Source organism: Devosia algicola (assembly GCF_028816455.1).
Taxonomy (GTDB): Bacteria; Pseudomonadota; Alphaproteobacteria; order Rhizobiales; family Devosiaceae; genus Devosia; species Devosia algicola.
Map to the genome: position 1 here is coordinate 2,266,735 of NZ_CP118246.1, position 17,007 is coordinate 2,283,741.

Genomic DNA, 17,007 nt, shown 5'->3' on the forward strand with positions numbered 1-17,007 from the left:
GGACAATCGCACCGATTGTTCCAAGTGTCTTTACAGACTGGAAAATCCGGCGCATCCTCTACCAATGTTCAACTAACGTGAAGGAGGTGATCCAATGTCTAATGAGATTACGGCGCTCAATGAGGGTCTTGGATATGAGGTGAAATTGTTCGGGGCGATCCTCGGATAGTACCTACTTCCTTCGGACTGCCAGTCAGTCAGGCTCATGAGGCCGAATACTCATGGGAGGGTCGCCGCGAGGCGACCCTCTTTGCATGTTGATAGATATAGGTGCCGTCGCCCACCGCCTTTAATTAAGCCGGCAATGCATCGCTCCCGGTTCAGTCGAGCACCAAGGGCAATTCCAGGCCCGACGCCACGCCCAATTCCTGAGCATGAGCGGTAATGACAAATCCCAATGCCAGCGCGGCTATAAGCCCAGCTACCGCAACATATTTTACCATCAACGCCATAGTGACCTCCACATGGTTAGAGCTATACCCTAGCGTATTAGTAGAGATTAATAAAGCCCTTACGCAAACCATCCTACCGCCATTTTGGAGAATATCATTTCTACAAGGCAATAATCGGGGTAAAATCCGGTTAATGTCGGACATATACGGGTGGTTGGCGCAACTTTGTTTCAAACCCCTAATCGTGGGGTCGCGTCAAAGTTCGGCACCCGTCCCGGCCAACGCATCGGCGACACTGGTGCTATCGAGAACTTGTCGGGTTGCCATGGCAACGCGCATGAACACATGGCGCACCTCGCAATTGGTCTCATTGGAACAATCGTCACATTTGCGGTAGGCGATCAGGGAAAGGCAGGGCAGCGGCGCCACCGGCCCGTCGATAAGACGCAACACCTCACCGAAACGAATGTCCTCCGGCGCCCGCAACAGGCAATAGCCACCGCTTCGCCCCCTGAGGCTGGTCACGAACCCCGCCCGCTTCAATTCGAGCAGAATCTGCTCCAGGAATTTTTTCGGAATAGCCTGTTGTTGGGATATTTCGCCGATCACCATCGTCTTGCCCTGCCCCGCCTTGGCCAGTGACACCAGCGCCCGCAGCGCATATTTGGCTTTTTGCGAAATCATGCCGGGCCCACTATTCCACTCAATCTTTGGGTTCGGGTTTTACCGGCGGTGCCGCAATATCACTGGGCTCGTCGTTCGACTCGGAATTGTCCTCCGATGCTGGCGGCGGACCTAAAATGATTACTTCATCCGCCACGTCCGCAGCGTCGTCCTCACTATCGGTGCCTTCCGTGACGTCAATCGTCGTGGTCTCCTCAGGCACTGTGTCGGTGCCAGCGTCTTTGGGCGTACTGCTAGTTTCGCTGACACCCGCGTCAGGCAGATCGGCGTCTTGCGCCTGCATCTTGGGGCTCTTGGCGGCAGTGCCCTCAACTTCAGCGACGGCCTTGCGATCAGGATCGTCGTCAAAATCCTGCTCTATCTCCTCGACCGGCGCCGCGGAGCCGGAGTCGGAGTCGGAGTCGGAGTCGGGAAGTTCAGCCATATTTTCGGGCGCCGCAATAATCGCCTCTGGATCGGTTTCCACCACCTCGCTGGCGGTTGCGGTGATGATGACATTTTCGGCGGGATCCAGCCGAACCTCGTCCTCGACACCGGCGGCAGCCGCATTGCCGCGTTCGCCGGCAAACCAAGCCAGCATGCCCAGACCAATCTCACGTTCGCCCATAACCACGATATCGGCACCAAGCCCGCTCAGATAACTCTGCTCCTCGTCCGAATAAGCCCGCGCAATAATATGCAGGCCCGGATTGAGCCGGCGCGCCTGCTCGGTGACCTGACCGGCTTCAAAGGCATTTGGAATGGCGATCATGAGTGTTTTTGCCCCCGCCACGTTGGCGAGTTCAAGCACCTCAACGCTGGCGGCATTGCCCACAATGACCTCGATACCCAACTCACGCGCTGCCGCAATACTGGCGTCCGAATCCTCAACCACCACCAGTGGCGCGCCACGCGCATGAAGCCCCGCGCCCACGACACCCCCTACGCGGCCGAACCCGACCAAAATCGTATGATCGCTGAGACTGGTTGGCTCGATGACGATCTCGTCATCCTCGTCGACAACAGCTTCGACGGGCTCAACCTCGGCTTCTTGGAGCGTCGCTTGTGCTTCTCCCGGCTCAACCCGCTCAGCCTCTGGCTCGGCCGGTGGCACACGCGGCGGCGTCGAACGGGCTTCCATCGCCGGTCGCACCAGATCAAGCACCCAGAACACGGCCGGGTTGAGCACGATCGAGATCAGCGCCCCGGCCAGGATCAGGTTCTGGCCCTCGACAGGTAGAATGGCCAGGGACACTCCGAGACTAGCCAGAATGAACGAAAATTCACCGATCTGCGCCAAGCTCGCCGAAATCGTCAACGCCGTCGATACCGATCGTCCGAACAGGCGAACGATGCCAAAGGCGGCAAGTGACTTGCCGATCACGATGATGAACACTGTCGCCAGTACTTCAAGCGGATTGCTGACGATGATCGATGGATCGAACAACATGCCGATCGAGACAAAAAACAGGACCGAAAAGGCGTCGCGCAGCGGCAGCGTTTCCTGGGCAGCGCGATGGCTCAGTTCACTTTCGGACAAGATCATCCCGGCAAAGAATGCACCCAGCGCAATCGAAACCCCAAACAGCACTGCCGACCCCAGGGCGACACCAAGAGCAATGGCCAGAACCGCCAGGCGAAACAGTTCGCGCGAACCGGTATGGGCGGTATGGTGCAATGCCCAGGGAATAATGCGTCGGCCAACAATCAGCATGAAACCGACAAAAGCGGCCATTTTGACCAGCGTCAGGCCCAAAATGCCCCAGATACCGACCTGCATGCCCACAATCCGCTCGACAAAGGTCACGAGGGGATCATGGACCACCGCATCGCCACCCGACAGACTGGCAAAGGCGGGGATCAGCACCAGCGCCAGCACCATCGATATATCTTCAACGATCAGCCACCCGACAGCGATCTTGCCACGTTCGGTTTCGATCAACCGCCTGTCCTGCAGCGCCTTGAGCAGAACCACCGTCGAGGCGACCGACAGGGCGAGGCCGAAAATCAGGCCCGCGCCCGGCCCCCAGCCCATCAGCATGCCCATGCCCAGACCCAACAATGTCGCCAGAACGATTTGGGCCAACGCACCGGGAATGGCCAGCGCCCGCACACTCATCAAATCCTTGAGCGAAAAGTGCAGCCCCACCCCGAACATCAGCAGCACCACGCCAAGTTCGGCCAGTTCATTGGCCAGATCCTGATCGGCAACGAAGCCCGGCGTTGCCGGACCGACCATGACGCCTGCAACCAGATAGCCCACCAGCGGCGGTAGGCGGAACCGGTTGGCGATCATGCCCAGAATATAGGCCAGCACCAATCCACCGACGATCATCGAGATCAAGGGCGTGTCATGGTGCATGCAAATTCCTCCGGGGACTTAGGCGTTGAACAGTGAACTGGAAACCACAGGATGAGCGATAGCGTCGCTGGACGCAAGGACCAGAAATCGCAAAGACCCCAGACCTTTGGCTAATATTGCGAACAATATTTGTCCCGCTCATAAATGGGTCAAGTTTGTTCCCATCATGACGCAACGCAGCGTGATAGCTTAGCTGACAACAGTAATTTTTTCGGCGGCGCGGGTAATGCCTGTATAAAGCCAGCGCGCCCGCTCCTCGCGGAACACAAAACTTTCGTCGAACAGATAGACACTGTCCCACTGACTGCCCTGTGCCTTGTGCACAGTCAGGCAATAGCCAAAGGTGAATTCGTCATATTGGCGCCGCTCCGGCCAGGCCATCTTGTCTTCTTCGCCTGCAAAGAACGCCTTGTGGGTCAAGACCTTGGCTTCGCCCCGCCCTTCATCGTCCGCCAGCAGCAATTGATATTTGCCGTTGGCCTTGCGATTGACCTCGGTCACGATCCAGATTTGGCCATTGAGCAGTTTCTTGCGCGGATTATTGCGCAGGCACACCATACGGTCCCCGGTGACAGGCTCGTGGAAGGGCAGGCCCTTGAGTTCGCGCAGCCGGTCGTTGTACTGCAGCCGCGTCCGGTTGCGACCCACCAGCACCTGATCGGCCTCCAGCACCGCACCACGATCAACATCCTCGCGCGCCACCACCAGGCTTTCTCCATAGCGCCCGCGTTCGAGATAACCGCCCTCGCGAATGTCCATCGACAGGCGAATGATCGGATTGTCCGAGGCCTGCCGATGAATTTCAGTCAGCATGATGTCAGGCTCGTCGCTGGTAAAAAAACCGGCACCCTGCACCGGCGGCAGTTGGAACGGATCGCCCAGCACCAAAACCTTGGTGTCAAAGCTCAACAGATCCCGTCCCAATTGCTCGTCCACCATCGAGACTTCATCTATTACGATAAGATCGGCGTCTGCGGCCGGGGACTCAGGATCGAGCACAAAGCGCGGCTCGCCCTCTTTTTCCGAAACCAGCGAATAGATCAGCGAATGGATGGTCTGGGCGCCCTTGCAGCCCCGCTTGCGCATGACCAGCGCCGCCTTGCCGGTAAAAGCGGCATATTTGACCGATTTTACGTCCTGGGCCAGATGCACGGCCAGCGTCGATTTGCCCGTACCCGCCCAACCGAACAGGCGAAAAACCTGCGGCCCCGACTTGTCCTTGAGCCAGGCCGCAACAGCCACCAACGCCTCATCCTGTTGAGCAGACCAATCAACCATTAAACGATAATCGTGCGTAGGCTGCCCACGCCGACGATCTCGGCTTCGAGCACATCGCCGCGTTCGACCGGGCCGACACCGGCCGGTGTGCCGGTCATGATCAAATCCCCCGCCTTGAGGCTGACGAATTGGGACAGATGGGCGATGGTCTCGGCCACGCCCCAGATCTGGTCGGCCAGATCACCGCGCTGTTGCGGAGCGCCATTGACGCTCAAAGTGATGCTGCCTTTGTCCGGATGGCCGATCTGGGTCACAGGCTCGATGCTCGACATTGGGGCTGATTGATCGAACCCCTTGGCCATTTCCCATGGTTTACCAGCTTTTTTTGCCGCTGCCTGCAAATCGCGGCGGGTCATGTCAAGGCCCACTGCATACCCGTAGACATGTTCCAGCGCTGAACCCACCGCGATATTCTCTCCGCCCTGCCCGATAGCCACGACCAGTTCCACTTCAGGGTGCAGATCAGCAGTCTGCGGCGGATAGGGCGTCGAGGCGCCGCCAACAATCACCGCATCCGCTGGTTTGGCGAAAAAGAACGGCGGTTCGCGATCATCATGGCCCATTTCACGGGCATGTTCGGCATAATTGCGCCCCACGCAATAAATGCGATGAACCGCAAACAGGCCACCGCGCGCAATGGGCACACTGGGCGGCGACGGCGGCGCAAACAGGAAATCACTCACCGTTGGTCTCTTTCAGGTAGGGCGCGATCAAATCCCGATCAATCGAACTTAGTCGATCATGCGCGGTAAATGACTGGTGCCAATAGGGATAGGGCAGATCGGGTTGACTTGCAGAGTCAAGCCGGGCGCGTTCCTCGGCACTCAAGACCAGTTCGGCGGCGCCAAGATTGTCCGAGAACTGTGCCTGATTACGTCCCCCGATCACCACAGAAGTTACGCCGGGCCGACCCAGTGTCCAGGCCAGCGCCACCTGAGCACCCGACACATCACGCTCTCGGGCGATTTCGACGATCACATCAACAATGTCGTAAAGCCGTTCGCGATCATAGATCGGAGGCTCTTTTGATCCACCGACATGCCGACCGGTATCAGGTCCGCCGTCACGTCGGTACTTGCCCGACAACAGGCCACCGGCCAGTGGCGACCAGACCAGAATGCCAAGCCCCTGATCCTGTGATATCGGTACCAGGCTCGAACTCGGCTTCGCGCGAGTAGAGCGTATAGTGGATCTGTTGGGAAATGAAGCGCTGATAATTATGCGCCTGAGCGGCGCCCAGCGCTTTCATGATGTGCCAACCCGAAAAATTGGAGCAGCCGATATAGCGCACCTTGCCATGCTTTATCAGTGTATCGAGCGCTTCCATGGTTTCTTCGATCGGCGTCATGCCGTCCCATTCATGCACCTGATAAAGGTCAATCACATCGGTCTTGAGGCGTTTAAGACTGGCCTCGGCCTGCGCGATGATATGATGGCGCGATAGCCCCACCTCATTGGGCCCTTCACCCATCCTGAAGCGCACCTTTGTGGCCAGAAGGGTTTTTTGGCGGCGAGAATCCTGGGACAGCGCCGCCCCGATCATCTCCTCGGAAACCCCGGCATTATACATATTGGCCGTATCGAGCAGATTGATCCCATGATCAAGGCATAGATCGATCTGCCGTGTTGCCTCGTTCTGCGCCGTATTGCCCACCTTTTCCGACCCGCCAAAGGTCATGGTCCCCATGGTGAGCACCGAAACCTTGAGCCCCGAGCGTCCAAGATAGCGATATTCCATTTGTCCATTCTCCCTTTACAAGCCAAGACATAGGGCTAGAGCGCAATAAGAGTCGGGTCAATCCGAACCCGCCCGGTCTGGCCAAATTCGCGCCGAACTGGTTTATGGGGGCATGAACCAACTGCATGCCGCAGACGACACCAACCAGTTTGACTGCCAAGCCTGTGGCGCTTGTTGTTCCTATTCGCGCGACTGGCCACGATTTTCAACCGAACCTGAGGCCGATCTCGATTTGATCCCCGGGGCACTGGTTGCCGACGATCTCGGCGGCATGGCCTGCCAAGGCAACCGCTGTCAGGCGCTTAAGGGCAAAGTGGGCGAGGCCGCGAGGCTGCTCGATTTATAAGGTGCGTCCTGTTGTGTGCCGAACCTGCATGCCCGGCGACGCAGAATGCCTTACCGCCCGCGCCGCTTTTGGGTTATGAGCACATTTCCATAATCACGGAGCCTGACCTTGAGCCGCGCAAATTCCGATGTCGCCCGCCTGCGACGCCTCAAACGCATCGCCGCCCGCAAGGGCGTCACCATCATGACGATTCAAAAATCCACCCCGCGCACTCGCGCCCATGGCGGCTATATGATACGCGACATGCAAAGCTTAACCATCCTGCTCGGCAATGCCGACTATGAGTTCAGCGCCAGCCTCGATGAAGTCGATACCTATCTCACCGCCGAGGACGGCGACGACGAAGGCTGACTAGTCCAGTGTCTGCCGATAGCGCAGCATGGCAATGGCTGAAACGACCAGCAGCGTCACAACCAGTGCACCCATTTCCGGCATGATATCGCCAGTCTCGGCGCCCTTGAGCATGACCTTGCGGGTAATCCGCAAAAAGTGGGTGGCGGGAACGCCCTGTCCCAAAAACTGCGCCCATCCCGGCATCCCGGCAAAGGGGAACATGAACCCCGACAACAAGATTGACGGCAGGATGGTAAAAAATGACAGCTGCATGGCCTGCATCTGGGAACGCGCCGCCGTCGATATCAGAAAACCCAGCGCCAGATTGACGACAATAAACAGATTGAAGCCCACAAAGAATGCCAGTTTCGAGCCTTCAAATGGCACGTTGAATACCAGATAGGCCGCACTCAGAAACACGATGGTTTGCACGTAGCCCACGAACACATAAGGCAGGATTTTGCCGAGCATGACCTCTAGCGGTCGCACCGGCGTGGCGATCAGCATTTCCATGGTGCCGCGCTCGGTCTCCTTGACGATGGCAACCGCTGTGATCATCACCATTGTCATCGACAAGATGATCGCCAATAGCCCCGGCACAATATTGGTCGAAGTTTTGCCCTCGGGATTATATTGACGATGCACGATGACCGAAAAAGGTGGTGGCGGCGACACAATACCGGCCAGCGGGCCGTTGAAGGTTTCACTGATTGCCACTTGCACAATGCCGCCAAGCGCGCCCGCCGCGCCACCGACGGCCGAGGGGTCGGACGCATCGGCATCCAAGAGCACTTCAGGGCGATGTCCACGCATCACGTCACGCTCGAAATTGGGCGGAATGACCACGACAAAATTGGCCCCACCCTGCCGCAACGCTTCATTGCCTTCGGCTTCGCCCCCCACCGTGCCCAAAAAATCAAAATAGTCCGAATTTTGCATCCCCGCGATGACGGCACGGGTGATCGGCCCGTTGTCACCCAGTTCGATCAGTGTCGGCAGGTGCCGAGGGTCGGCATTGATGGCAAAGCCGAACAGCATCAATTGCACGATCGGCAGACCAATCATCATGGCGAACGTGACACGGTCGCGCCGCATCTGGATGAATTCCTTGATCAGGACAGCGGCGAACCGGCCGATGGAAAACATCGAACTCATGATGAGCCAACCTTGTCCTCGGTGGCCGCGAAATTGTCGCGCGAACCAGCCATCAGATAGATAAAGGCTTCCTCAAGCCCAGCCACCTGCTCGCTCCAGCGATGCGTGCCTTCGGCCTTGAGCGTCTCAATAGTGTTTTCAAAGGCCTGCTTGTCGGTGCCAGAAACATGTAACGACGCCCCGAACCGGGCCACTTGAACAATGCCGGGCATGGTTTTGACTCGCACTTCGAGCGCTGCCAGATCCGGTCCTTCCACCCGCCAGGTTTCAAGACCCACCTGCTTGGGTATATCGGCGGAGGGACCGTCGATCAGCTTCTTGCCATAGGCAATATAGGCAATCCGGTCACACTGGACCGCCTCATCCATATAGTGGGTGGAGACGAGGACGGTGACGCCCTGGCCGGAAAGGCGCCGGATCTCGTCCCAGAAGTCACGCCGTGCCTTGGGATCGACCCCCGCCGTTGGCTCGTCCAGCAGTAGCAGTTTCGGATCGTGCAACAAACAGGCCGCCAGCGCCAGGCGCTGCTTCCAGCCGCCCGAAAGCGTACCCGCCAACTGGCCGGCACGATTGGCCAACCCCAGATCATCCAGCGCCGCCGCGACGCGCGCACCCCGATCCCTGACCCGGTACATGCGGCCGATAAAGTCCAGATTTTCGCGGATCGACAAATCCTCATAGAGCGAGAATTTCTGCGTCATGTAGCCGACCTGCTCCTTGATGCGGTCGGCCTGGGCGCGAATATCGTAGCCAAGGCAGGTGCCCTGCCCGGCGTCCGGCGTCAAAAGCCCACAGAGCATACGAATGGTCGTGGTCTTGCCCGACCCGTTGGGGCCAAGAAATCCATAAATCGCGCCACGCGGCACCGTGATATCGAAATCATCGACCACCCGTTTGGTGCCATAGATCTTGGTCAAACCGGTTACTGCAATAACCTCGGTCATTGTACTGGCTCAACGCTCACCGGCTGGCCCGGGTGCAGACCCTTTGGCATCTCGATAACCGCTTCAACCAGATAGACCAGCCGCGAACGCTCATCGCGCGAATAGATCACCGGGGGCGTAAACTGGGGATCGGCGGCAAACCGGGTGATATGGGCAACGATACCAGGTGCGCAGGCGTCGCAGGACACATTGACGCTTTCGCCCAGCGCGAAGCTGGCACGCACAGCCTCTCCGACATAGAATTTGACCTTGAGCGCACCAGTTGGCAACAGCGACACCACCGCTTGACCGGCGCCAGCCATTTCTCCGCGACTGAAAAACACGCGATCCACCACCCCGTCGCCCGGCGCGACAATGGTGCGGTCAGCCAGGTCTGAGGTGGCCTTGGCCACATCGGCCTTGGCGGCCAACAGATTTGCCTCGGCTGCCAGCTGCTGTTCGTTGCGGGCCGGCAATTCGGCCACCGTCAATTGGGCCGCTAATTGATCCACCTGCGCTTGTGCGCTGGAAAGGCTCGCCCGGTCCTGATCCAGCTTGGCTTTTGGCGTCAACCCCAATGCGTCGAGCTTTTCACTACGATCCAAGGTGGTTTGCGCCAGAGCCAGATCGGTTTGTGCCCGAGCAAGTGACGCCCGGATCACGTCAACCTCAGCGCTGCGGCTACCCGTGGCCAGATTTTTGGCCGTGGCGTCGGCGGCCGCAACCCGCGCCTGGGCACCCGCCAGCAACGCATCCTGCTGGGCGTGCTCAAGCGTAAACAATACATCCCCCCGACTGACCACATCCCCTTCAGTCACGGCAAAACTCTTGATTGTGCCGGGACTCGCGGGCGCCGCGTAGACATAATCAGCTTCGATATAGCCGCTGTAAGCGGGCGCGGGGTCAGTGCCGAAGCCGGGAATTATCATGCCGATCAGGCCGGTAATAAAACCAAAAACGGCGTTCATCGCGCACCTGCCTTGCCCGACACGCTCAACCCATCAAACAGAATGCTCAAATGGTTTTCGATCAACCGATCAAACGCCAACCCTTCGGGCGGCGTGATGTCAAAAACATCAGCCAGCATCAAATGCACCAGAATGGGCCCGATAAGGCTGCGCAGCGTCAGATCGGCATCGACCGGGCGAAAATAGCCGTCGTCAATACCCCGCTGAATCAGCATCGCAATGGCGGGCAGCACCCGGTCGAGCACCTCGCGCCGGTACATTTGCGCCAGTTCGGGCACCTGGGCGGCTTCGCGCACCACCATTTTGGGTATCGCCAGCATTTTGGCGTCGACCAGACCATGGGCCAATTGGCGCAGGGTGGCAGAAATGCCGAGGCGCGGATCGCCGGCGAACGCCCGGGCGTGAGCCATGGCCCGCTCTGCGACCGGCGTCACCGCGCGGCGCACCAAAGCCTCGATGATCGCCTGCTTGGAGGGGAAATATAGATAGACCGCACCCTTTGACAGCCCGGCCAACCGCGCGATCTGCTCGACTTTGGTGTTGGCGAACCCCTGAGCGGTGAACAGTTCCATGGCCGCATCCAGAACTTCATCGGGCCGGTCGTCGGCGCGACGTCGAAATTTGGGCTGGCCTGTTTCCTTGTTTACAGACATGACACCTCACAATATGACTCGCTGGTCATATAATTTAATAACTGACCGGTCAGTTATTTGCAAGCAAATATTGCGCCGTCAATCGTGCCTGAAGGGTCGAAACGAAAAACGGGCCTTGTCCGGGCCCCTCTCCTGAACCACATTGCAGCCACTGGCCCGATAGCGCGGTGAGCTAGAGACCGAGGAGCAAGCATGATGAACATTGGGACGGCGGCAAAGGCCTCGGGCGTGTCGGCCAAGATGATCCGCTATTATGAATCGATCGGCCTGATCTCCTCGGCGATGCGCACCGAAGCGGGTTACCGCGTCTATGACGACAAGGCAGTTCACGGCCTTCGCTTCATAGGCCGGGCGCGCGACCTCGGATTCTCGGTTGATCAGATGCGCGATCTGCTCGCTCTCTGGCAAGATCGCTCCCGTGCCAGCGCCGACGTCAAAGCCATCGCCCTTGAACAGGTCCGCCTGCTTGAACAAAAGGTCGCAGCCCTGCAGGACATGAGCGCGACACTCAAGCATCTGGCGCATAACTGCCATGGCAATGAGCGCCCGGAATGCCCCATTCTGGATGATTTCGCCGCCCCGCACCCCAAGCAAACAACTCCAGCGCGACCCAAACGCTTTGGATCAGTTGCAACCGATACTAGGCACGCCGGCGCCGTGCGCCACCCGACGCCTTAATCGACCCATGCCATGCTGGGATCAACCGAGGCACAGAACAATGCGGCGCTCATTTGCGATTGTTCGACCACGCGCCGGATCAGGTCGACGTCGGTTGTCGCCTGATAGGTGCCGACTATTGGCATCGGCGGAAAACGCTTTGTCACCCGAATGGGATGAAGCAGGCCCATGTTCAACTCGCGCATGATCGTGACGCTGGGAATGGCGGCGACCCCGAACCCGTCGATCAGCAGATTGATGATCGAGTAGAGTGAATTTGAACTGGTCAGCTTGCCTGCCAAGACCTGCTCGTCCTGAAAATACGGCGCGATCATGCGATAGGGCGGGGTATCCTTTGGAAAGGTAATGATGGGCATGCTCGCCAGATCGTCGACGCTATAGGTGCGATCGGGATTGATGATGCGGGGCGAGCCCGCCCATGTCATTTGCAAGATGCATGAGGTAAAGCTGCGGAACGTATTGCCGATCGCCGGGTCCAGCGCGAAAATCACATCGAACTCGCCCTTGTTCATGCCCTCGACCAGGCTTTTGGTCCCTTCAACGGTCAACTCGATCTTGAGCGTGGGAAAGCTCTCATGCAGCCGTTCGACAAAAGGCGTCATCCAAGTGGAGGAAATCGAGTCGATGGCCCCGATGCGCACGACGCGGTGGGTGTGCGTCTGCTCGTCGCTCAGGCCGTGCTTGAGATTCTTGTAGGACGAAAGGATCGCCACAAACGTATCGAAAACCGTTTCGCCTGCCGCCGTCAGCGAAAAGCTACGGCCGCTGCGATGGATGAGCCTGGCACCCGAACTCCTGCTCCATGGCAGCAAGGCGAATCGAAATGGCCGGCTGCGTTGTATGCAACTCCTTGGCGGCACGACCGAAATGGCGGTGCCGCGCCAGGGTAACAAAAGTGGTCATGTCCAGAATGCGCATGGACCCACCTCTAGCAGACTTGGCGCCCACCAGAAGCGATTTTCGGTGCCGGGTGGTGACCATGCGCTCTAGCGCGGCAAGACGCGAACGCGCTGCGGATCAATACTCAATGTCACCGATTGCCCGTTGGAAAATTCCACATCATTGGCCGTCAGCGCCCGCAAAGGTTCGCCTGCAAGACTAAGCACATAGCGGTTGCGCGCCCCCAAAAACACTCTCGTTCGCACCTTCGCCTTGGGGCCATCACCCGTGGCGCTCAGGCTTAGATCTTCCTGGCGCAAGGCAATGCTAACAGGACCACGCACCCTTTCGTCGGGCCCCAATTGTAGCGTCTGACCGTCCGAAAATTTCGCCATAGGCCCGGCGTCGCCCGCAACGATATCGGCGGGCAGGAGATTGGCCGAACCGATGAAATTGGAGGCAAAGCCGGTCGCCGGTTGCGAATAGATTTCAGCCGGAGTGCCTTCCTGCTCGATCTTGCCCGCGTTCAATAGAACAACCCGGTCAGACAGACTCAATGCCTCCTCCTGATCGTGGGTCACGAAAATCGTGGTCAGCCCAAGGCGCTGATGAATCTCGATCAGCTCCACCTGCATGTCTTCGCGCAACCGCGCATCCAGATTGGACAGTGGTTCATCCAGCAATAAGACCTTGGGCCGCGAAACAATGGCACGGGCCAGCGCGACACGTTGTTGCTGCCCACCCGAAAGTTGGCGCGGTCGCCGGTCAGCAAAATGCTCCAACTGCACCGTTTCAAGCGCCGCCTTGACCTTTTCGGCTTGCTCCTCACGCCCCCCGATACCGCGCATGCGCAAGGGAAAGCGCACATTCTCGGCAACATCGAGATGCGGCAACAGCGCATAAGACTGGAACATCATCGCAATGTCGCGCTTTTCGGGCGGCAACCGGGTCACCTCGACACCTTCGATTTCAACGCTCCCCGCGGTAACGCTTTCCAGCCCGGCGACAATCCGAAGCAAAGTGGTCTTGCCACAGCCTGAAGCCCCCAATAGCGAAACGAATTCGCCGGACGCCACCTCCAGCGAAATGCCATGCAGAACGTCGGTCTTGCCAAAGGATTTCTTGATCGCGCTCAAACGGACATTGGCCATGGGTCAGGCACTCGCAAATCGGGTTAGACCAAGCATCCGGTCAATGACGAATATCAGCATGATGGTCAGCGCTATCATGATGGAAGACACCGCCGCCACCGACGGATCGGGGGAAAATTCGAGTTGACCATAAATCTGCACCGGCAGGGTGGTCAGCGTCGGACCGCGCAGGAACAGCGACAGCACCGCCTCGTCAAAGGAAATATTGAAGGCAAAGAACGCGCCCGCCGCTAGTCCGGGAATGCATTGGGGCACAACAACAAACCACAACCGCTGCACACGGCTGGCCCCCATGGTACGCGCCGCCTCCTCCAGAAACGGATCAGATTCCGCTAGGACCGCCAATGTCGTGCGCACCACATAAGGCAGCGCAATGATGGTGTGGCTCAAGGCAAGCGTGAACGGCGAAACCGGGCCAAACACGGCGCTCCAGAACATCAGCATCCCGATGGCGTAAATGATCGTCGGCAGCACCAGCGGCGACAGGAATGCCGTCGCCAGCAGGTCAGAAAACATCAATTGGCGGCGATGAATGGCAATGGCCGCAGCACCGCCGATCAGGGTGGCAAACACGGTGACCATCACCGCAACCTGCAGACTGATCCAACCGGCCCCAAGATAGGCGTTTGAGGACAGGACTTGCTGATACCAACGCAGGCTCAGACCATTGGGGGGAAAAGCAATGAACTGGCTTTGCGATACAGAGACCCCGATGACAACGAACAACGGCGTCAACAATATCAACGCGGTCACCAGGACAAATATCACGGCAGCCGCACGCAACCATGTCGGGACTGACTTAACCATTGTTGGAGCCCGTCATCTTGATATAGGGCACCAGTACCAGCAGGATGCCAACGAATAATATGACCGCCTGTGCTGCAGCAAACGGCCAGTCCGGCGTTTGGGTAACCGATTTGTAGATCGATGCCGCCAACACTTGTATTCGCGTGCCGCCGAGCAGATTGGGCGTCACAAACGAGGCTGGTCGAAAGCGTGAAACACAACAATGATCCCGCAACGATGCCCGGCAGCGACAGGGGCAATACCACCGTACGGAACGATTGCAGGAACGAGCATCCCATGGTGCGCGCCGCCTCTTCCAACCGACCGTCAATGCGCGTGATCACGCCCAGGATCGACAAGGTCATGAACGGCAGCAACACCTGCACCATGCCAATGACAATGGCCGCTTCGGTTTGCATGAGCGCAAAGGAACGACCGACCAGGCCCATATCGCGCAACAGTTCGGGGATCAGCCCACTTCGACTGAGCAACACCATCCAGCCAAAGGTGCGCACAACCACGCTGGTCATCAGCGGCAGAATGACCATCACCACCAGCCACAGCCGCAACCGCGGCCCCACGCGGGCCATGATATAGGCCAGCGGAAAGCCGATGAGGGCACAGATAACGGTTATCAGCAAGGAGAGCCGCACGGTGCGCCACAAAATGCCGAGATAGAATGGATCGGACAGGAAACGGGCGAAATGGGACAATGTTGGCCCATCCGGTCCCGATATGCTCAAAACCAGCATTTGGCCGATGGGCAGGAAGAACGCCAACACCAATAGGAGCAGGCCCGGAAGCGCCAGCAGCAGACTTTCTGTGCGGTCATTCATGGGCGTGCATTCCTTGGAAATGGCGGTCCATCAGCCAGATTTAGCCCAGGCAGCGCCAAGGTCGCAAGACGCGTGGTCTTGAGGGCAAGGTGATAATCCGGGCAAACTGTCGTCGCCCGGACCAGTACATTTGTTAGCGCGCGATAGTCTTGTTCCAGGCTTCAACCCAAGCCGAACGATTGGCTTCAATAGTTGCTGGATCAAAGCGGATCAACCCTTTGACTCCGTCTTCACCATAGGCGATATCGGCCGCCACTTCGGGACTGAGTTCAGCCTTGGCATTGGTCGGAGAATAGCGCAACGCCTCGGCAAAACATTCCTGCGCGGCCGGAGAAATCTCCTTGTCGATAAATTTGAGCGCCAGATCCATATTCGGACGCCCGGCGACAAGGTTGGCCGTAATATAGCTTGCAGGCGTGCCTTCGGCACCCTGAACAAAGCCCGACGGCAAATCAGCCTTGCGCAGCGTATAGGCATAATCGGACGCATAAGGCGCGATCCAGGCGTCGTTCTGGGCAAATTCCTGCTGGATTTCGGGCGAGGTGGAGACAATGATCGCACCCGCTTCCAGCAATTGGCTCACTGCATCAAGACCCGGCTGGATGTTGGACAGATCGCCGCCCTGCACCTGATTGAGCATCAAAAAGCCCAACATGCCGTAGCCATTGGAAATGTCGGTCAGCACCAGATGCTCGCTATAGTCGGGATTGAGCAGGTCCGTCCATTTGCTTGGCGCTTCCGACAAGGCCTCGGTATTGTAGACCAACCCGATAGCAGCAATCGAATAGGCCGGGCCCTCGCCCTTGGCCAAATTGGCTTTGGCAAAATCATAGACGTCGCCCGCATTGGTCAGCTTGCTCGCGTCAATGGGCGCCAACAACCCTTCACTGGCCCCGACAATTTCCTGGCCGCCCGAGAAATGCAGAACATCAAATTGCGGCGCGTCTTTTTGCGCACGCAGTTGGGCAAACGCATCGGCTGAATAGGCCGTTACAACATTGACCGTCGCTCCGGTTTCTTCTTCAAACGGGGTGATGATGCAGGCGCGGTGCGCATCTTCATAAGCGCCGCCAAACGAATTGATCGTCAGCGAATTGTCCTGAGCAAAGGCGGTAGTGCCCATAAGAGCCGATAGCGCGATAACACTTGTCTTGGTAACAATCTTCATTTTGTTCCCTTCCTTTTGTTGGTCGATCGGACCTTTTGGCCCGGCAATCTGCTTAAGCGAGGCGTCCCAACTCGACCGTTTTGGCGCCCTCGATGCGGATGAGGCGGCATTGCTCGGCAACAGCGTCGAAATTCTTCGTCAACTTGCCGAAATAGGTGCAGGGAATCCAACCTGTTGGGCCAAATGTACGCCCACCCACACCGTAAAACATGCCAATTTCCCAGAACTCGCTGGGATCGATCTTGAAAAAATTCTTCGGCTGATAAAACCACAGCAATTCACCCGGCTCGGGTAGCACGGTCTGGTTTTCGGCAGGCAAGGCTTTGGGATCAAAGTTGCGGTGGCTTTCGGGCAATCCCATCATGATCTCGGGGCCCGAGAACATGGCATGCGTAGCCTGCCACTGAATTGGTGTTTCCAACGCGTTCCACAATGCTTCGCAGGTCTTGGGCGCATTCTCCCAATAAAGCGAGATGTGGCCCTCGACATTGGCATCGACGAATTTGAGGTAAAATTTCTGATCGGTCATGGAACGCCATCTTTGGGATTGATCGTCCAATCAAAATGCCTGACGCCGACGCTGTCCAATTCCGATTCAAAATTCTTTCTATAATAAAATTTTATCGAAACAGAGGCCACCGAGAAATTTTGCCAATGAATGTGGCTTTCGGCCGCAAGCCGACCGGCACGATCGGGGA

General features: G+C 58.0%; 17 protein-coding genes and 3 pseudogenes. 3 read left to right on the top strand and 17 right to left on the bottom strand.

The genetic code is table 11. The features are described from left to right. Positions 1-320: 320 nt before the first annotated feature. From PSQ19_RS12020 to PSQ19_RS12045, 6 genes and pseudogenes are all read right to left on the bottom strand, one after another. Positions 321-452, bottom strand: a complete 132-nt coding sequence (locus PSQ19_RS12020; protein WP_282217930.1) for a hypothetical protein — start codon at positions 450-452, stop codon at positions 321-323. Between the two features lie 195 nt (positions 453-647). Next, on the bottom strand, positions 648-1,076 hold the full coding sequence (locus tag PSQ19_RS12025; protein ID WP_282217931.1) for an RrF2 family transcriptional regulator: 429 nt from the start codon (positions 1,074-1,076) through the stop codon (positions 648-650). Between the two features lie 463 nt (positions 1,077-1,539). Then, positions 1,540-3,417 (bottom strand): annotated as a pseudogene (locus tag PSQ19_RS12030) (cation:proton antiporter domain-containing protein); the annotation flags it as partial. A 189-nt stretch (positions 3,418-3,606) separates the two neighbouring features. Further along, positions 3,607-4,695 carry an ATP-dependent DNA helicase gene (locus PSQ19_RS12035; protein ID WP_282217932.1) on the bottom strand — a complete coding sequence of 363 codons (1,089 nt, stop codon included), beginning with the start codon at positions 4,693-4,695 and terminating at the stop codon, positions 3,607-3,609. Continuing rightward, the gene (locus tag PSQ19_RS12040) at positions 4,695-5,378 is read right to left on the bottom strand and encodes a fumarylacetoacetate hydrolase family protein (protein WP_282217933.1); all 684 of its coding nucleotides are present in this window, start codon (positions 5,376-5,378) and stop codon (positions 4,695-4,697) included. Before PSQ19_RS12040 ends, PSQ19_RS12035 begins: the two co-directional genes overlap by 1 nt. Further along, positions 5,371-6,433, bottom strand: a pseudogene (locus PSQ19_RS12045) (aldo/keto reductase). Before PSQ19_RS12045 ends, PSQ19_RS12040 begins: the two are co-directional and overlap by 8 nt. Before the next feature lie 112 nt (positions 6,434-6,545). Here PSQ19_RS12045 and PSQ19_RS12050 point away from each other — a divergent pair. Together PSQ19_RS12050 and PSQ19_RS12055 are read left to right on the top strand one after the other, a co-directional pair. Next, a pseudogene (locus tag PSQ19_RS12050) lies at positions 6,546-6,858 on the top strand (YkgJ family cysteine cluster protein). Positions 6,859-6,887: 29 nt separating this feature from the next. Beyond that, positions 6,888-7,130, top strand: a complete 243-nt coding sequence (locus PSQ19_RS12055) for a hypothetical protein (protein ID WP_282217934.1) — start codon at positions 6,888-6,890, stop codon at positions 7,128-7,130. Here the strand turns inward: PSQ19_RS12055 and PSQ19_RS12060 are convergent, their stop codons facing one another. Genes PSQ19_RS12060 through PSQ19_RS12075 form a run of 4 tightly spaced genes read right to left on the bottom strand, consistent with a single transcriptional unit; the run spans position 7,131 to position 10,811 of the window. Next, positions 7,131-8,267: an ABC transporter permease gene (locus PSQ19_RS12060; RefSeq protein WP_282217935.1), complete on the bottom strand. Its 1,137-nt coding sequence runs from the start codon at positions 8,265-8,267 to the stop codon at positions 7,131-7,133. Beyond that, the gene (locus PSQ19_RS12065; RefSeq protein WP_282217936.1) at positions 8,264-9,211 is read right to left on the bottom strand and encodes an ABC transporter ATP-binding protein; all 948 of its coding nucleotides are present in this window, start codon (positions 9,209-9,211) and stop codon (positions 8,264-8,266) included. Before PSQ19_RS12065 ends, PSQ19_RS12060 begins: the two co-directional genes overlap by 4 nt. Next, positions 9,208-10,158: an HlyD family secretion protein gene (locus PSQ19_RS12070; RefSeq protein WP_282217937.1), complete on the bottom strand. Its 951-nt coding sequence runs from the start codon at positions 10,156-10,158 to the stop codon at positions 9,208-9,210. The genes PSQ19_RS12065 and PSQ19_RS12070 overlap by 4 nt, the downstream gene beginning before the upstream one ends. After that, complete coding sequence (locus tag PSQ19_RS12075) at positions 10,155-10,811, bottom strand: TetR/AcrR family transcriptional regulator (RefSeq protein ID WP_282217938.1); 657 nt, start codon at positions 10,809-10,811, stop codon at positions 10,155-10,157. The genes PSQ19_RS12070 and PSQ19_RS12075 overlap by 4 nt, the downstream gene beginning before the upstream one ends. A gap of 195 nt (positions 10,812-11,006) precedes the next feature. On the opposite strand from PSQ19_RS12075, the gene cueR reads away from it, so the two are divergent. Continuing rightward, a complete protein-coding gene (gene cueR, locus PSQ19_RS12080) occupies positions 11,007-11,489 on the top strand; it encodes a Cu(I)-responsive transcriptional regulator (RefSeq protein WP_282220691.1) in 483 nt (160 codons plus the stop codon). On the opposite strand, the gene PSQ19_RS12085 is transcribed toward cueR, so the two are convergent. The 7 genes from PSQ19_RS12085 to PSQ19_RS12115 all read right to left on the bottom strand — a co-directional run bounded on the left by PSQ19_RS12085 (position 11,486) and on the right by PSQ19_RS12115 (position 16,838). Then, a complete protein-coding gene (locus PSQ19_RS12085) occupies positions 11,486-12,202 on the bottom strand; it encodes a substrate-binding domain-containing protein (protein ID WP_282217939.1) in 717 nt (238 codons plus the stop codon). The two genes, cueR and PSQ19_RS12085, sit on opposite strands and share 4 nt — an antisense overlap. 43 nt (positions 12,203-12,245) lie before the next feature. Then, the gene (locus PSQ19_RS12090; protein ID WP_282217940.1) at positions 12,246-12,407 is read right to left on the bottom strand and encodes a helix-turn-helix domain-containing protein; all 162 of its coding nucleotides are present in this window, start codon (positions 12,405-12,407) and stop codon (positions 12,246-12,248) included. Positions 12,408-12,475: 68 nt separating this feature from the next. Beyond that, positions 12,476-13,519: an ABC transporter ATP-binding protein gene (locus PSQ19_RS12095; RefSeq protein WP_282217941.1), complete on the bottom strand. Its 1,044-nt coding sequence runs from the start codon at positions 13,517-13,519 to the stop codon at positions 12,476-12,478. Positions 13,520-13,522: 3 nt separating this feature from the next. Continuing rightward, positions 13,523-14,326, bottom strand: coding sequence for an ABC transporter permease (locus PSQ19_RS12100; protein ID WP_282217942.1), 804 nt, complete (start codon positions 14,324-14,326; stop codon positions 13,523-13,525). Further along, positions 14,284-15,141 (bottom strand): ABC transporter permease, encoded by an 858-nt coding sequence (locus PSQ19_RS12105; protein ID WP_282217943.1) that lies wholly within the window; start codon positions 15,139-15,141, stop codon positions 14,284-14,286. Before PSQ19_RS12105 ends, PSQ19_RS12100 begins: the two co-directional genes overlap by 43 nt. 133 nt (positions 15,142-15,274) lie before the next feature. Continuing rightward, entirely contained in the window at positions 15,275-16,309 is a 1,035-nt protein-coding gene (locus tag PSQ19_RS12110) for an ABC transporter substrate-binding protein (protein ID WP_282217944.1), read from the bottom strand. 52 nt (positions 16,310-16,361) lie between these two features. Beyond that, positions 16,362-16,838 carry a DUF3830 family protein gene (locus tag PSQ19_RS12115; RefSeq protein WP_282217945.1) on the bottom strand — a complete coding sequence of 159 codons (477 nt, stop codon included), beginning with the start codon at positions 16,836-16,838 and terminating at the stop codon, positions 16,362-16,364. Positions 16,839-17,007 lie beyond the last annotated feature (169 nt).

Excerpts from the sequence above, each read along its gene's own strand:
- PSQ19_RS12065 (WP_282217936.1), bottom strand. The coding sequence starts at position 9,211 with ATGACCGAGGTTATTGCAGTAACCGGTTTGACCAAGATCTATGGCACC.
- PSQ19_RS12090 (WP_282217940.1), bottom strand. The coding sequence starts at position 12,407 with ATGCGCATTCTGGACATGACCACTTTTGTTACCCTGGCGCGGCACCGC.
- PSQ19_RS12100 (WP_282217942.1), bottom strand. The coding sequence starts at position 14,326 with ATGGTTAAGTCAGTCCCGACATGGTTGCGTGCGGCTGCCGTGATATTT.
- PSQ19_RS12020 (WP_282217930.1), bottom strand. The coding sequence starts at position 452 with ATGGCGTTGATGGTAAAATATGTTGCGGTAGCTGGGCTTATAGCCGCG.
- PSQ19_RS12115 (WP_282217945.1), bottom strand. The coding sequence starts at position 16,838 with ATGACCGATCAGAAATTTTACCTCAAATTCGTCGATGCCAATGTCGAG.
- PSQ19_RS12075 (WP_282217938.1), bottom strand. The coding sequence starts at position 10,811 with ATGTCTGTAAACAAGGAAACAGGCCAGCCCAAATTTCGACGTCGCGCC.
- PSQ19_RS12110 (WP_282217944.1), bottom strand. The coding sequence starts at position 16,309 with ATGAAGATTGTTACCAAGACAAGTGTTATCGCGCTATCGGCTCTTATG.
- PSQ19_RS12025 (WP_282217931.1), bottom strand. The coding sequence starts at position 1,076 with ATGATTTCGCAAAAAGCCAAATATGCGCTGCGGGCGCTGGTGTCACTG.
- cueR (WP_282220691.1), top strand. The coding sequence starts at position 11,007 with ATGAACATTGGGACGGCGGCAAAGGCCTCGGGCGTGTCGGCCAAGATG.
- PSQ19_RS12095 (WP_282217941.1), bottom strand. The coding sequence starts at position 13,519 with ATGGCCAATGTCCGTTTGAGCGCGATCAAGAAATCCTTTGGCAAGACC.
- PSQ19_RS12070 (WP_282217937.1), bottom strand. The coding sequence starts at position 10,158 with ATGAACGCCGTTTTTGGTTTTATTACCGGCCTGATCGGCATGATAATT.
- PSQ19_RS12035 (WP_282217932.1), bottom strand. The coding sequence starts at position 4,695 with ATGGTTGATTGGTCTGCTCAACAGGATGAGGCGTTGGTGGCTGTTGCG.
- PSQ19_RS12105 (WP_282217943.1), bottom strand. The coding sequence starts at position 15,141 with ATGAATGACCGCACAGAAAGTCTGCTGCTGGCGCTTCCGGGCCTGCTC.
- PSQ19_RS12060 (WP_282217935.1), bottom strand. The coding sequence starts at position 8,267 with ATGAGTTCGATGTTTTCCATCGGCCGGTTCGCCGCTGTCCTGATCAAG.